General features: G+C 63.4%; 15 protein-coding genes. 13 read left to right on the forward strand and 2 right to left on the reverse strand.

Annotated elements, in window-relative coordinates; all coding sequences use genetic code 11:
- The first annotated feature begins 6 nt into the window (after positions 1-6).
- Genes nuoI through DD542_RS20080 form a run of 9 tightly spaced genes read left to right on the forward strand, consistent with a single transcriptional unit; the run spans position 7 to position 7,936 of the window.
- Positions 7-516 carry an NADH-quinone oxidoreductase subunit NuoI gene (gene nuoI / locus DD542_RS20040; protein WP_066150086.1) on the forward strand — a complete coding sequence of 170 codons (510 nt, stop codon included), beginning with the start codon at positions 7-9 and terminating at the stop codon, positions 514-516.
- A gap of 19 nt (positions 517-535) precedes the next feature.
- The gene (locus tag DD542_RS20045; RefSeq protein ID WP_066150089.1) at positions 536-1,174 is read left to right on the forward strand and encodes an NADH-quinone oxidoreductase subunit J; all 639 of its coding nucleotides are present in this window, start codon (positions 536-538) and stop codon (positions 1,172-1,174) included.
- Entirely contained in the window at positions 1,171-1,488 is a 318-nt protein-coding gene (gene nuoK, locus DD542_RS20050; protein WP_066150092.1) for an NADH-quinone oxidoreductase subunit NuoK, read from the forward strand. Before DD542_RS20045 ends, nuoK begins: the two co-directional genes overlap by 4 nt.
- A gap of 4 nt (positions 1,489-1,492) precedes the next feature.
- The gene (gene nuoL, locus DD542_RS20055) at positions 1,493-3,523 is read left to right on the forward strand and encodes an NADH-quinone oxidoreductase subunit L (protein WP_127806833.1); all 2,031 of its coding nucleotides are present in this window, start codon (positions 1,493-1,495) and stop codon (positions 3,521-3,523) included.
- Between the two features lie 13 nt (positions 3,524-3,536).
- Complete coding sequence (locus DD542_RS20060; RefSeq protein WP_066150098.1) at positions 3,537-5,012, forward strand: NADH-quinone oxidoreductase subunit M; 1,476 nt, start codon at positions 3,537-3,539, stop codon at positions 5,010-5,012.
- A gap of 35 nt (positions 5,013-5,047) precedes the next feature.
- The gene (nuoN, locus tag DD542_RS20065; protein ID WP_066150102.1) at positions 5,048-6,556 is read left to right on the forward strand and encodes an NADH-quinone oxidoreductase subunit NuoN; all 1,509 of its coding nucleotides are present in this window, start codon (positions 5,048-5,050) and stop codon (positions 6,554-6,556) included.
- Positions 6,553-6,855 (forward strand): DUF2818 family protein, encoded by a 303-nt coding sequence (locus tag DD542_RS20070; protein WP_079366928.1) that lies wholly within the window; start codon positions 6,553-6,555, stop codon positions 6,853-6,855. Before nuoN ends, DD542_RS20070 begins: the two co-directional genes overlap by 4 nt.
- 9 nt (positions 6,856-6,864) lie before the next feature.
- Entirely contained in the window at positions 6,865-7,461 is a 597-nt protein-coding gene (locus tag DD542_RS20075) for an NUDIX hydrolase (RefSeq protein ID WP_066150108.1), read from the forward strand.
- Positions 7,462-7,468: 7 nt separating this feature from the next.
- A complete protein-coding gene (locus tag DD542_RS20080; RefSeq protein ID WP_127806834.1) occupies positions 7,469-7,936 on the forward strand; it encodes a DUF1178 family protein in 468 nt (155 codons plus the stop codon).
- A gap of 40 nt (positions 7,937-7,976) precedes the next feature.
- Here the strand turns inward: DD542_RS20080 and DD542_RS20085 are convergent, their stop codons facing one another.
- Both DD542_RS20085 and DD542_RS20090 read right to left on the reverse strand, forming a co-directional pair.
- Positions 7,977-9,305 (reverse strand): Glu/Leu/Phe/Val dehydrogenase, encoded by a 1,329-nt coding sequence (locus tag DD542_RS20085; protein ID WP_127806835.1) that lies wholly within the window; start codon positions 9,303-9,305, stop codon positions 7,977-7,979.
- Between the two features lie 133 nt (positions 9,306-9,438).
- On the reverse strand, positions 9,439-10,416 hold the full coding sequence (locus DD542_RS20090; RefSeq protein WP_127806836.1) for a membrane dipeptidase: 978 nt from the start codon (positions 10,414-10,416) through the stop codon (positions 9,439-9,441).
- Between DD542_RS20090 and DD542_RS20095 the strand changes: the two genes are divergently transcribed.
- The 4 genes from DD542_RS20095 (at position 10,415) to DD542_RS20110 (ending at position 14,182) form a co-directional block, all read left to right on the forward strand.
- On the forward strand, positions 10,415-10,612 hold the full coding sequence (locus DD542_RS20095; RefSeq protein WP_127806837.1) for a hypothetical protein: 198 nt from the start codon (positions 10,415-10,417) through the stop codon (positions 10,610-10,612). The genes DD542_RS20090 and DD542_RS20095 overlap by 2 nt on opposite strands.
- 10 nt (positions 10,613-10,622) lie before the next feature.
- The gene (locus DD542_RS20100) at positions 10,623-12,215 is read left to right on the forward strand and encodes an ABC transporter substrate-binding protein (protein ID WP_127806838.1); all 1,593 of its coding nucleotides are present in this window, start codon (positions 10,623-10,625) and stop codon (positions 12,213-12,215) included.
- 84 nt (positions 12,216-12,299) lie between these two features.
- A complete protein-coding gene (locus tag DD542_RS20105; protein ID WP_127806839.1) occupies positions 12,300-13,328 on the forward strand; it encodes an ABC transporter permease subunit in 1,029 nt (342 codons plus the stop codon).
- The gene (locus DD542_RS20110; RefSeq protein ID WP_127806840.1) at positions 13,325-14,182 is read left to right on the forward strand and encodes an ABC transporter permease subunit; all 858 of its coding nucleotides are present in this window, start codon (positions 13,325-13,327) and stop codon (positions 14,180-14,182) included. The genes DD542_RS20105 and DD542_RS20110 overlap by 4 nt, the downstream gene beginning before the upstream one ends.
- The last annotated feature ends 1 nt before the right edge of the window (position 14,183 follow it).

Below are 14,183 nucleotides of genomic sequence, written 5' to 3' on the forward strand. Positions count from 1 at the left end.
TCGATCATGTCCACCTCCGCCGTTGCCCCCTTTTCGCTGAGCGACTTTTTCAAGAGCTTCATGTTGCTGGAGCTCTTCAAGGGCATGGCCCTGACGGGCCGCTACGCCCTGCGTCGCAAGGTCACGGTCCAGTTCCCCGAAGAGAAAACTCCGCTGTCTCCTCGTTTCCGCGGTCTCCATGCCCAGCGCCGTTACGAGAACGGCGAAGAGCGCTGCATCGCCTGCAAGCTGTGCGAGGCCGTCTGCCCCGCCATGGCCATCACCATCGAAGCGGGTGAACGCGAAGACGGGACCCGCCGCACCACCCGGTACGACATTGATCTGACCAAGTGCATTTTCTGCGGTTTCTGCGAAGAGGCCTGTCCGGTCGATGCCATCGTCGAGACCCAGATTCTTGAGTACCACGGCGAAAAACGCGGTGACCTGTACTTCACCAAAGAAATGCTGCTGGCTGTCGGAGACCGCTACGAGCCCGAGATCGCCGCAGCCAAGGCCGCGGACGCCAAGTACCGCTGAGCCGGCGAAAGACAAGACCATGGACTACCAGACCGGCTTTTTCTATTTGTTCGCGGCGGTGATGCTCTTCGCCGCCTACCGTGTCATCACGGCGCGCAACCCAGTGCACGCCGTGCTGTTCCTGATGCTGGCGTTCTCCCAGGCCTCTGGCCTGTGGCTGCTGCTCAAGGCCGAGTTCCTCGGGCTGACACTGGTGCTCGTGTACCTGGGCGCGGTCATGGTGCTGTTCCTGTTCGTCGTCATGATGCTGGACATCAAGCTCGACGGAGACCGTTGGGGCTTCTGGCAGAACTTCCCCTTGGCGGCCACGCTGGGGGCACTGGTGGCCGCCGAGCTGATTGCCGTGCTGTGGGTCGGTTTTCCGAACATGGTGGCACCGGTGGCGGTACAGGCTGCCGAGGTGTCGAACACGAAGGCCCTTGGCACGCTGATGTACACCGAATACCTGTATCCGGTCGAGATTGCCGCGGTGATATTGCTGGTGGCCATGTTCGCGGCCATCGCGCTCACGCTGCGCAAGCGCAAGGACAGCAAGGCCATTGATCCGGGACTGCAGGTTCGCGTGCGGGCTTCAGACCGTCTGGTGGTCGTGCCAATGGCCGCAACCAAAACACATGCTGCCGCCAGCGCAGTTGCCGCGGAGGAGGGCAAAGCATGAGCTTCACCAGTCTGTCACTCGGTCACTTTCTTTCGGTGGGTGCGATCCTGTTCGCGTTGTCCGTCATCGGCATCTTCCTGAACCGCAAGAACATCATCGTGTTGTTGATGGCCATTGAGCTGATGTTGCTGGCGGTCAACATGAACTTTGTAGCCTTCTCCCACTACCTTGGAGATCTCCACGGGCAGGTGTTTGTGTTCTTCATCCTGACGGTGGCCGCCGCCGAGTCGGCCATTGGCCTGGCCATTCTGGTGCTGTTGTTCCGCAGCAAGTCCACCGTCAGCGCCGAAGAACTCAACACCCTCAAGGGTTAAGAACATGAGCACCACCCTTTCCGCAACGACCCTGCTGGCCGTGCCACTGGCGCCGCTGGTCGGCTCGGCCCTCGCTGGCATTCTGGGCACCACGTTTGGCGGCAACCTGATCGGCCGCCGCGCCTCGCACTCTCTGACGATTCTGGGTGTGCTGGTGGCATTCATCATTTCGGCCATGACACTCAAGAGCGTGGCGCTGGACGGCGCCCGCTTCAACGCAACCATCTACGAATGGATGGTGGTCGGTGGCCTCAAGATGGAGATCGGTTTTCTCGTCGACGGCCTGACCGCCATGATGATGTGTGTGGTGACCTTCGTCTCGCTGATGGTCCATCTCTACACCATCGGCTACATGGAAGAGGATGCTGGCTACAACCGCTTCTTCGCCTACATCTCGCTCTTTACCTTCTCCATGCTGATGCTGGTGATGAGCAACAACCTGCTGCAACTCTTCTTCGGCTGGGAAGCGGTGGGTCTGGTCTCTTATTTGCTGATCGGTTTCTGGTTCAACAAGCCCACGGCCATCTTCGCCAACATGAAGGCCTTCCTGGTCAATCGGGTCGGCGACTTCGGCTTCATCCTGGGCATCGGCCTGATCGTGGCCTACGCCGGCACGTTGAACTACACCGAGGTGTTTGCCAAGGCCGGCGCACTGGGTCAGATCGGCTTTCCCGGCACTGACTGGATGCTGATCACCGTGATTTGCATCTGCCTGTTCATAGGCGCCATGGGCAAGTCGGCCCAGTTTCCGCTGCACGTCTGGCTGCCGGACTCGATGGAAGGCCCGACGCCCATTTCCGCGCTGATCCACGCCGCCACCATGGTGACGGCCGGCATCTTCATGGTCTCGCGCATGTCGCCCCTGTTCGAGCTGTCGGACACTGCGCTGAACTTCATCATGGTGATCGGCGCCATCACGGCGCTGTTCATGGGTTTCCTGGGCATCATCCAGAACGACATCAAGCGAGTCGTGGCCTACTCCACACTCTCGCAGCTGGGTTACATGACCGTGGCGCTCGGTGCCTCGGCTTACTCGGTGGCCGTGTTCCACCTGATGACCCACGCCTTCTTCAAGGCCCTGCTGTTCCTTGCGGCCGGTTCGGTGATCATGGGGCTGCACCACAACCAGGACATTCGCTGGATGGGCGGCGTGCGCAAGTACATGCCCATCACCTGGATCACCTCGCTGCTGGGTACCCTGGCCCTGATCGGCACACCGTTGTTCGCCGGCTTCTACTCGAAGGACGCGATCATCGAGGCGGTGCATTTCAGCAACCTGCCGGCCGCTGGTTTCGCACACTTTGCCGTGCTGGCAGGTGTGTTCGTGACCTCGTTCTACTCGTTCCGTCTGTACTTCCTGGTGTTCCACGGCAAGGAGCGCTACGACCAGAATCCGGACGCCCACCATGGGCACGACGACCACCACGACGACCATGGTCACCATGGCGATGGCAAGCCGCACGAAACCCCGTGGGTGGTGACGGTGCCGCTGTTGCTGCTGGCCATTCCTTCTGTGGTGATCGGTTTCATGACCATCCAGCCGATGCTGTTTGGTGACTTCCTCAAGGACGCCATCACGATCAACTCGGCCGCTCACCCGGCGGTGGCGAAGTTCGCCGAAGAGTTCCACGGACCTCTGGCCATGGCCCTGCACGCCTTCTCCACCGCACCGTTCTGGCTGGCGCTCGCAGGAGCCGTGACGGCTTGGTACATGTACCTGGTCAACCCCGCGGTTCCTGCCGCCATCGGTCGTGCGCTCAAACCGATCATCACCATTCTGGAGAACAAGTACTACATGGACTGGTTCAACGAAAACGTGCTGGCCCGTGGTGCGCGTGCACTGGGCACGGGTCTCTGGAAGGGCGGCGACCAGGGTGTGATCGAGACCGGTGTGGTCAACGCCAGTTGGAAGATTGTGGGCGGCTTCTCGTCGGTGGTCCGTGGCTTTCAGAGCGGTTACCTCTACCACTATGCGCTGTTGATGATCGTGGGCGTGTTTCTGTTCATGACGTATTTCGTGTGGCTCGCCAAATAAGGAGAACAAGAAGATGGGTTTGCTGAGCCTCGCGATCTGGGCACCAATCCTTTTTGGTGTCGTGTTGCTGGCACTTGGTCGGGATGACCAGGCCAATGTGGTCCGCTGGATCGCGCTGCTGGGGGCGCTGGTCTCGCTGGCGGTGACGATTCCTCTCTACACCGGCTTCGAGCTGGGTACGGCTGCGATGCAGTTCGTGGAGAAGATGCCCTGGATTGAGCGCTTCAACATCCACTACCACCTGGGCGTGGACGGCATCTCCCTTTGGCTGGTGCTTCTGACCGCGTTCATCACGGTGATCGTGGTGTTGGCCGGCTGGGAGGTGATCACCGAGCGCGTGAACCAGTACATGGGCGCGTTCCTGATCCTCTCAGGTCTGATGATCGGCGTGTTCTCAGCGCTGGACGGCATGCTGTTCTATGTGTTCTTCGAGGCCACACTCATCCCGATGTACCTGATCATCGGCATCTGGGGCGGTCCCAACAAGATCTACGCCGCCTTCAAGTTCTTCCTGTACACGCTGATGGGTTCGCTGCTGATGCTGGTGGCCCTGATTTACCTGTACAACCAGTCGGGTGGCAGTTTCGATCTCGCGGCCTGGCACAAGCTGCCGCTGGGCAGTACCGCCCAGACCCTCCTGTTCTTCGCCTTCTTTGCCGCCTTCGCGGTAAAGGTGCCGATGTGGCCGGTGCACACCTGGCTGCCCGACGTGCACGTCGAGGCGCCCACCGGTGGCTCGGCCGTGCTGGCCGCCATCATGCTCAAGCTGGGTGCCTACGGCTTCCTGCGGTTTTCCCTGCCCATCCTGCCCGATGCCTCCCACCAGTGGGCCTGGCTGATCATCACCCTGTCGCTGGTGGCCGTGATTTACGTTGGCCTGGTGGCCATGGTGCAGAAGGACATGAAGAAGCTGGTGGCCTACTCGTCGGTGGCCCACATGGGCTTCGTGACGCTGGGCTTCTTCGTCTTCAGCGACATGGGCGTGTCCGGCGCCATCGTTCAGATGATTGCCCACGGCTTCGTCTCGGCCGCCATGTTCCTGTCGATCGGTGTGCTGTACGACCGCGTGCACTCGCGCAACATCGCCGACTACGGCGGTGTGGTCAACACCATGCCCAACTTCGCCGCGTTCGCGCTGTTGTTCACCATGGCCAATTGCGGTCTTCCGGGCACCGCGGGCTTCGTGGGCGAGTGGATGGTGATTCTGGCGGCGGTGAAGGCCAACTTCTGGATCGGTGCCGCCGCGGCATCGGCCTTGATCTTCGGCGCAGCCTACTCGCTCTGGATGTACAAGCGCGTGTACCTGGGTTCGGTGGGCAACCACCATGTCAAGGAACTCACCGACATCGGTCGCCGCGAGTTCCTGATCATGGCGCTGCTGGCCATCGCTGTGCTGTACATGGGCGTGCATCCGAAGCCGTTCACCGACGTGATGGATGCGTCCGTGGCCGAGCTGCTGCGCCATGTCGCCATCTCCAAGCTGCCCTGAACGCTGCCTGAGCAAACACACGAACGAGTCTTCACATGATTGATCAACTCAGCTTGGTGGCGGTCTACCCCGAGATTTTCTTGCTGGTGATGACCTGCGTGATTTCGCTGGTCGACCTGACCGTCAAGTCGCCGACCCGTCGCCCCACCTATCTGCTCACCCTGCTCACGCTGGCCTGTGTGGCCTTCCTGCAGGGCAAGAATGCCTTGGCCGGCCACTCGATCAGCGGTTTCGGCGGCATGATCGTGAGCGATCCGATGGGCCTGTGGCTCAAGTGTTTTGCCGCCATCGCCATGTTCGTGACGCTGGTCTATGGCCGCGACTACGCCTCCAGCCGCGACATGCTGCGTGCGGGCGACCTGTTCACGCTGTCGCTGTACGCGCTGCTGGGCATGTTCGTGATGATCTCCGGCCACAACTTCCTGGTGATCTATCTGGGCCTGGAGCTGTTGACCCTGTCGAGCTATGCCCTGGTGGCCCTGCGCCGAGACGATGGCAAGGCCATCGAAGCGGCCATGAAGTACTTCGTGCTGGGTGCGCTGGCCAGCGGTTTCCTGCTGTATGGCTTGTCGCTGGTCTACGGCGCCACCGCCTCGCTGGATGTGGCCGAGGTGATGAAGGCCATTGCCGGTGGCCCTGAAACCCTCAAAGGTTCACCGCAGGTGCTGATGCTGGGCCTGGTGTTCGTGGTCGCAGGTCTGGCGTTCAAGCTGGGTGTGGTGCCCTTCCACATGTGGGTGCCGGACGTGTACCACGGCGCTCCCACCGCGATCACGCTGATGGTGGGTGGTGCGCCGAAGCTGGCCGCCTTTGCCATCGTGATCCGCCTGCTGGTCGAAGGCTTGGCACCGCTGGCAGTGGACTGGCAGCAGATGCTGGCGGTGCTCGCCGTGGCTTCTCTGCTTATCGGCAACCTGGCGGCCATCGCCCAGACCAACCTCAAGCGCATGCTGGCGTTCTCCACGATCGCCCAGATGGGCTTCATGCTGCTGGGCCTGCTGGCCGGTGTGGTGCATGGGGACAAGGGGTTGGACACGGGCAACATGGTCAATGCCTACAGCGCCACGATGTTCTATGTCATCACCTACGTGCTGACCACCCTGGGCACCTTCGGCGTCATCCTGCTGCTTTCTCGCGACGGCTTCGAGTCCGATGAGATCGCCGATCTGGCCGGCCTGAACCAGCGCAGCCCGCTCTATGCGGGTGTGATGGCCGTGTGCATGTTCTCTCTGGCTGGTGTGCCGCCGCTGGTGGGCTTCTACGCCAAACTGTCGGTGCTGCAGGCCCTGCTGGCCTCGTCGCAGCCGGTCTACATCGGTCTGGCGGTGTTCGCCGTCGTGATGTCGCTCATCGGCGCCTTCTACTACCTGCGCCTGGTCAAGGTCATGTACTTCGATGCGCCCACGCAGACCGCTGGCATCACCGCCGGCATGGACGTGCGCTCGGTGCTGTCGGTCAACGGTGCGCTGGTTTTGGTGCTTGGCGTGGTCCCGGGTGGGCTGATGGCCCTGTGCGCGCAGGCCATCGCCTCACTTCTCGCGTGAGCGCGTCGGTTTCTGTCTGGCTGGTGCTGCTGGCAGCCGTACTGGCCGCCAACCTGCCGTTTATCAACCAGCGCTGGCTGGGGGTGGTGCCGCGTTCGGCGCCCAAGTCCCTGGGCATTCATCTGCTGGAGCTGGTGATCTGCTATGGCCTTGTGGGGGCGCTCGGCTTGGCGCTTGAAAAGGCCGACGGCCAGATCTACCCCCAGGGCTGGGAGTTCTACGCCACCACTGGCGCACTGTTCCTCACGCTGGCCTTCCCGGGCTTTGTCTACCGCTACCTGTACAAGCGCCACGGCTGAGGACGCGCCATGAGCCAGGATGCCCACCTGCTTGAAGAGCCCGTCGCCCGCACCGAGTTGCTCAAGGGTCACTTCCTTCATGTCGTGCGGGACACCGTACGCCTGCCTTCTGGGCAAGAGGCGACACGTGAATATGTGCTGCACCCGGGGGCGGTGATGGTGATCGGTCTGCTGGACGACGGTCGTGTGGTCATGGAGCGCCAGTTCCGGCATCCCATGCGCAGCGTCATCGTGGAGTTTCCGGCGGGCAAGCTAGACGCCGGCGAGGGCAGCCTGGCCTGCGCCCGGCGCGAGCTGGCGGAAGAGACGGGATACAGGGCCACGGAATGGGCGTTTGCGGGCAGGTTGGCACCGACCATCGCCTACTCCGACGAAATCATCGACATCTGGTTCGCCCGGGGGCTGTCGCAGGGCGAACGCCGGCTGGATGAGGGCGAATTCCTGGACGTGTTCAACGCCACGCCCGACGAAGTGAATGGCTGGTGTCGCGACGGCAGCATCATTGACTGCAAGACCCTGGTCGGTGCCCTCTGGTTGCAGAACGTGCTGTCGGGCGTGTGGTCACTGGACTGGTCCGGCGCCATGCCCGCCGACGTCGCACGATAATTCAGTCATGAAGGTTCTCAACCTGCAGTGTTCGCACCAGCACGACTTCGAGGGCTGGTTCGCGTCGGAAGACGATTTCCATCAGCAACTGGAGCGTGGCCTGCTGAGCTGCCCGCTGTGTGGCGACGCGCAGGTGCGCAAGATGCTGTCGGCGCCGCGGTTGAACCTGGGTCGCACAAGCGAGGAACCGGTGGCGCGTGCCGGCATCGACGAGGGCCTGGTGGAGTTGGGCCGGACTGCGCCGGGGTCCGAACTGCAGGGGCGCCTGTTGCGCGCCGTGCGCGAGCTGATGAGCCAGACCGAAGACGTGGGCGAACGCTTTGCCGACCAGGCGCGGGCCATGCACCACGGCGAGCTGGCACAGCGCAACATCCGCGGCCGCACCACACCCGAGGTGGCGATGGAACTGATCGAGGAGGGTATCGACGTGATGCCCCTGCCGGCCTTGCCGGCCCTGAAAGAAACACTGCAATGAAAAAAGCCCCGCGATGCGGGGCTTCTTCATGCTCGGCCCATCAGGGATACAAACCGCGCAGGTCGCGTGCGTGCAGGATGCGCTTGCAGGCCACGATGAATGTCGCAGTGCGCAGGCTGACCTTGTTCTCCTCGGCCACCTGCCAGACGGCAGCAAACGCGCCTTTCATGATGCGCACCAGGCGCTCGTTGATCTCGTCCTCGCTCCAGAAGAAGCTGGAGAAGTCCTGCACCCACTCGAAGTAGCTCACCGTCACGCCGCCAGCGTTGGCGATCACGTCGGGCAACACCAGGATGCCGCGGTCGTGCAGGATGTCGTCGGCCTGGGGCGTGGTCGGACCGTTGGCGCCTTCGATGATCATCTTGGCCTGGATGCGGCCGGCGTTGGCTTCGGTGATCTGCTGTTCCAGCGCAGCCGGGATCAGGATGTCGCAAGGCACGCCCCAGAAGGCGTCGTTGTCGATCACTTCGCCACCGGTGAACCCGGCGACCGAGCCCACGCGGGCCACGTGGGCGAGCAGGGCGGGCACGTCCAGGCCGGACTCGCGGTAGACGGTGCCGCCGTGGTCCTGCACCGCCACCACCTTGGCGCCGGCTTCCGCAAACAGCTTGCCTGCGACGCCGCCGACATTGCCGAAGCCCTGCACCGCCACGCGGGCCTTGGAAATGTCCATGCCGGTGTGCTTGGCGGCTTCGACGCCCACCGTGAACACACCGCGGCCGGTGGCTTCGCGGCGGCCCAGCGAACCGCCGAGGTCGACCGGTTTGCCGGTGACGACGCCGGTGGCCGTGGCGCCTTCGTTCATCGAGTAGGTGTCCATCATCCAGGCCATCACCTGTTCGTTGGTGTTGACGTCGGGGGCGGGGATGTCCTTGGTCGGGCCGATGATGATGCCGATCTCACTGGTGTATCGACGCGTCACGCGCTCAAGTTCACCGATCGACAGTTGGCGTGGGTCGACGCGGATGCCGCCCTTGGCGCCGCCGTAGGGCACGTTGACCGCCGCGTTCTTGATGGACATCCAGGCCGACAGCGCCATCACCTCGGACAGGGTCACGTTCTGGTGGAAGCGCACGCCGCCTTTGCCGGGGCCGCGGCTGGTGTTGTGCTGCACGCGGTAGCCCTCGAAGTGGGCCACGGTGCCATCGTCGAGGTGGATTGGCACGTCGACGATCAGGGTGCGCTTGGGGCGCTTGAGGGTGTCGACCCAGCGGGCGAGGTTGCCCAGGTAGGGCGCGACGCGGTCAACCTGTTGCAGATAGATGCCCCAGGGGCCGAGGTTGTTGGGGTCCAGATAGGACGGCAGGGCGTTGGTGAAGGCTGCCGGGCTGTTGGCCGCGGCGCCGGCCGGGTGCGGTGCTTGTGACATTTGCGAGGTGTCCTTGTGGGTTGTCTCATCGTTCCACGGTGGAGCCGATGGCCGGGACTGTAAGGACCGGGTACCACCACTGTCCAAGGCCGAGTTGCCATTCCGTTATGCGTTTGCTGCATAACCCTGGGTGTCAGGCGGGTGGTCGTTCCCAGACCTGCCGGGCCACCCGTGCCATGTTTCCACCGAGGATGCCGTCGATGTCGTTGTCGTCCATGCCCGCCGCGCGCAGGGCTTCGGGCAGCTGCTTCCAGGTGTCGACCGGCGCGTACCGCATCTGCCGGATGCCGCGGCCGTAACCCGCGCCAGCGGGCCACCAGTACTCCGGATCAAAGGGTGGGGGCGGGTCGTCGTCGAGGCCGGGTTCTCCGAAGCCGATGTCCAGTCCCAGGCCGACGTGCCGGGTCCCGACGAGCTCGGCGACGTGCAGCAGGTGGCGCACGATGTCGCTCGCGGCGGGCGATTCGACGCCGAGAAAACGGGACACACTGGAGATGCACACCACGCCGCCGGTGGCGGCGCAGGCGCGGATCTGTTCGTCGGTGATGTTGCGACCATGTTCGACCAGGGCCAGCGGATTGGCATGGCTGAACACGACCGGCTGGGTCGAGTGGGCCATGATGTCCAGCGTGGTCTGGCGCTCGGTGTGCGAGCAGTCGATGATCACGCCCGCTGCGTTCAACGCCTCGACCATCCGGCGTCCCAGCGCCGTCAGGCCCTGCGGCTCGTCGTGGCAGCCGCCGGCCACGCTGTTGTTGCGGTTGTAGGCGAAGTGGATCTGGCGCACGCCGAGGTCGCGGTAAAGCGCCACCATCTCCGGCCGTTCCAGCAGCGGCAGTGCGCCTTCGAGGTCGAAGCCGACCGCGAGTTTTCCCTCGTGACGCGCGCGTTCGATGTCGGCTACCGTGTCAGGCAGGAGGTATCGATCAGGTGCGGCAAGCAGCCGGGCGCGAAACGCCGCGATCACCGGCAGGATCTGCGACAGCGGGTTCATGTCCATGCCCACATTGATGCTCACGTAGTGCACGCCCGCGGTGCGGTAGTGCTCCAGTGGTGCAAAGCTGGCGTCGGGGTGCAGGGGCAGGCAGGTGTGGGCTTCCCAGCGAATCATGGAGTTCCTTGGTGGTGGTGGCGCTTTCAGCGAGGCGGCGCGAGATGGCACCGATTTTGCAGTTCTTGATGCGGGTCAAGTGGACCTGTGGTTCGACACCAGTGGCACCAACGCAGGTGACAGCGGCACAGGCATTTGTCTTGATAATCATTTTTCACCCGACGGGCGAGCACTTCGCTGCGCCCGCATAACTTGAGGAAGACCCTATGTTTGAAGTGAAGAAACTGGCGCTGGCGCTGAGCCTGACGGCTGTTGCCGCTGCGTCGCATGCCGCAGGTACGCTGATCTACTGTTCCGAAGGCAGTCCGGAAGGCTTCGACACCGCGCAATACACGGCCGGCACCACCTTCGATGCCGCCGGACACGCGCTCTTCAACCGCCTGACCCAGTTCAAGAAGGGCGGCACCGACGTCGAACCCAGCCTGGCCGAGTCCTGGGCCATTTCCGCCGATGGCCTGACCTACACCTTCAAGTTGCGCAAGGGCGTCAAGTTCCACACCACCGACTACTTCAAGCCCGGTCGTGACCTGACCGCGGATGACGTGATCTTCACCATCGAGCGCATGGTCAACAAGGAGCATGCCTTCAACAAGGCCTACCCGGCGCAGTTCCCCTATGCATCCGACGTGGGTCTGGAGAGCAATACCGAGTCGGTCACCAAGACCGATCCGCTGACCGTGGTCGTGAAGCTCAAGAAGCCGGATCCCGACCTGCTGGTCAAACTGGCCATGCCGTTCGCCTCCGTGCTGTCCAAGGAGTACGCCGACAAGCTGCTGGCCGAAGGCAAGGCCAGCATGATCAACCAGCAGCCCGTGGGCACCGGACCGTTCGTGCTGCGCCGCTACGAGAAGGACGCGCAGATTCGCTACGCCAAGCACAAGGACTACTGGAACGCCAAGAACGTGCTGGTGGACAACCTGATCTTCGCGATCACCACCGACGCGTCGGTGCGTTTCCAGAAGCTCAAGGCCGGCGAGTGCCACATCATGTCCTTCCCCAAGCCGCAGGACATTGCCGCGATGAAGACCGACCCCAACCTGAAGGTCGACACCGCCCCGGGCTTCAACATCGGCTACCTCTCGTACAACACCGAGAAGGCCCCGATGAACAAGCTGGAAGTGCGCCAGGCGCTGGACATGGCGATCAACCGCAAGGCCATCATCGACGCGGTCTACCAGGGCCAGGGCCAGGAAGCTGCGAACCCGTTCCCGGCTTCGCTGTGGTCCTACAACAAGAACCTGAAGAACGCCTCCTACAACCCCGAGAAGGCCAAGGAGCTGCTGAAGAAGGCCGGCGTGGCCGAAGGCACCGAGATCACCCTCTGGGCCATGCCGGTGCAGCGCCCGTACAACCCCAACGCCAAGCTGATGTCCGAAATGATCCAGGCCGACTGGGCCAAGGTGGGCATCAAGGCCAAGATCACCCAGTACGAATGGGGTGAGTACCTCAAGCGCATGAAGAACGGCGAGCACGACACCGGCCTGATCGGCTGGACCGGCGACTACGCTTCGCCCGACAACTTCCTGGGCGTGCTGCTGACCTGCGAGGCCGTGGGTGGTTCCAACTACGCGCGTTACTGCAGCAAGGAATTTGATGGCTACACCCTCAAGGCCCGCAACAGCACCAACCAGAAAGAGCGCACAGAGCTGTACATGAAGGCGCAGGAAGTCTTCAAGAAGGACCTGCCCTGGACGACCATCGCCCACTCGACGGTCAACCAGCCGATGCGCAAGAACGTGTCCGGCTTCGTCATCAGCCCCTTCGGCGACTACAACTTCGAAGGCGTGGGCGTGAAGTAAAGTCTTCGCTTTGGCTCACATGGCAGGCGTCAGGTTTGACGCCTGCTTTTTTTGTATTTGCATAACAACAAGGAGTGTTCTCTCATGCTGAGATACCTTCTCCAAAGACTGCTGGTGCTCATACCCACCTTTCTGGGCATCACGTTGCTGACCTTCTCGCTCATCCGGATGATCCCGGGTGATCCGGTGGAGGTCATGATGGGCGAGCGCACGCTCGACCCCGAAATGCACGCCGCCGCGCTCAAGAAGCTCGGGCTGGACCAGCCGCTGTACGTGCAGTACGGCCGCTACCTGGCCGATCTGGCACAGGGCAACCTGGGCCAGTCGCTCAAGACCCAGGCCAGCGTCTGGACCGAGTTCAAGTCGCTGTTCCCGGCCACGCTGGAACTCGCGCTGTGCGCGCTGCTGATCGCGCTGGTGTTCGGCGTGATCGCAGGCGTGCTCGCGGCCGTCAAGCGCGGCACCTGGCTGGACCACACGGTGATGACGGGTGCGCTGACCGGTTATTCGATGCCGATTTTCTGGTGGGGCCTGCTGCTGATCCTGATCTTCTCGGTCGGGCTGGGCTGGACGCCGGTGTCCGGGCGGCTCGACCTGATGTTCGATGTGCCGCCGCAGACGGGCTTCATGCTGATCGACGCCTGGCTGGCCGAGCAGGCCGATCCCGAGCTCAACGCGGGGGCCTGGTGGGACGCGGTGCGCCATCTGATCCTCCCGGCCATCGTGCTGGGCACCATTCCGCTGGCGGTGATCGCGCGCATGACGCGCTCGTCCATGCTGGAAGTGCTGCGCGAGGACTATGTGCGCACCGCACGCGCCAAGGGCCTGTCGCCCACGCGCGTGGTGTTCGTGCACACGCTGCGCAACGCGCTGATTCCGGTGCTCACCGTGGTCGGCCTGCAGGTCGGCACGCTGATGGGCGGCGCGGTGCTGACCGAGACCATCTTCTCCTGGCCGGGCATCGGCAAGTGGCTGATCGAAGCGATCGGACGGCGGGACTACCCCGTGGTGCAGAACGGCATCCTGCTGGTCGCCACCCTCGTGATCCTGACCAACTTCACCGTCGATCTGCTCTACGGTGTGGCCAACCCTCGCATCCGGGTGACCTCATGAATTTCAGAGAATTCTGGCGGGCGTTTTCGCTCAACAAAGGGGCCGTGGCCGGTCTGCTGTTCATGGCCGTGGTGGTGCTGCTGGCGCTGTTCGCGCCGCTGGTCGCACCGCACAGCCCGATCGAACAGTACCGCGACCACTTCCTGCAGGCCCCCGTCTGGGCCGGCGGCAGCTCGCAGTTCCTGCTGGGCACCGACGAGCTCGGCCGCGACCTGCTCTCGCGGCTGATCCACGGTGCGCGGCTGTCGCTGCTGGTGGGTCTGGTGTCGGTGCTGATGGCACTGGTGCCGGGCGTGATCCTCGGTCTGGTGGCGGCTTTCGCCGGCAAGTGGGTCGATTCGACCATCATGCGCGTGATGGACATCGTGATGGCACTGCCTTCGTTGCTGATGGCGGTGGCGATCATGGCCATCCTTGGTCCGGGTCTGGTCAACGCCATGATTGCGATCGCGCTGGTGTCGCTGCCGGCCTATGTGCGCCTGGTGCGCGCCTCGGCGATGAGCGAGCTCAGGCGCGACTACGTCACGGCCGCACGGCTGTCGGGCGCGCGCACGCTGCGCCTGATGTTCGTGACCGTGCTGCCCAACTGCACGGCGCCACTGATCGTGCACGCCACCATGAGCTTCTCGGCCGCGATCCTCGAAATCGCAGCGCTGGGCTTCCTCGGCCTGGGCGTGCAGCCGCCGCTGCCCGAGTGGGGCACCATGCTCGCCTCGGCGCGCGACTACATCGAGAGCGCCTGGTGGGTGGTGACACTGCCGGGCCTGACGATCCTGCTGTCGGTGCTGGCGATCAACCTGGTGGGCGATGGTCTGCGCGACGCGCTCGACCCCAAACTCAAGTCGGCCTCATGAA

The organism is Hydrogenophaga sp. NH-16, from assembly GCF_004006415.1.
Taxonomy (GTDB): domain Bacteria; phylum Pseudomonadota; class Gammaproteobacteria; order Burkholderiales; family Burkholderiaceae_C; genus Hydrogenophaga; species Hydrogenophaga pseudoflava.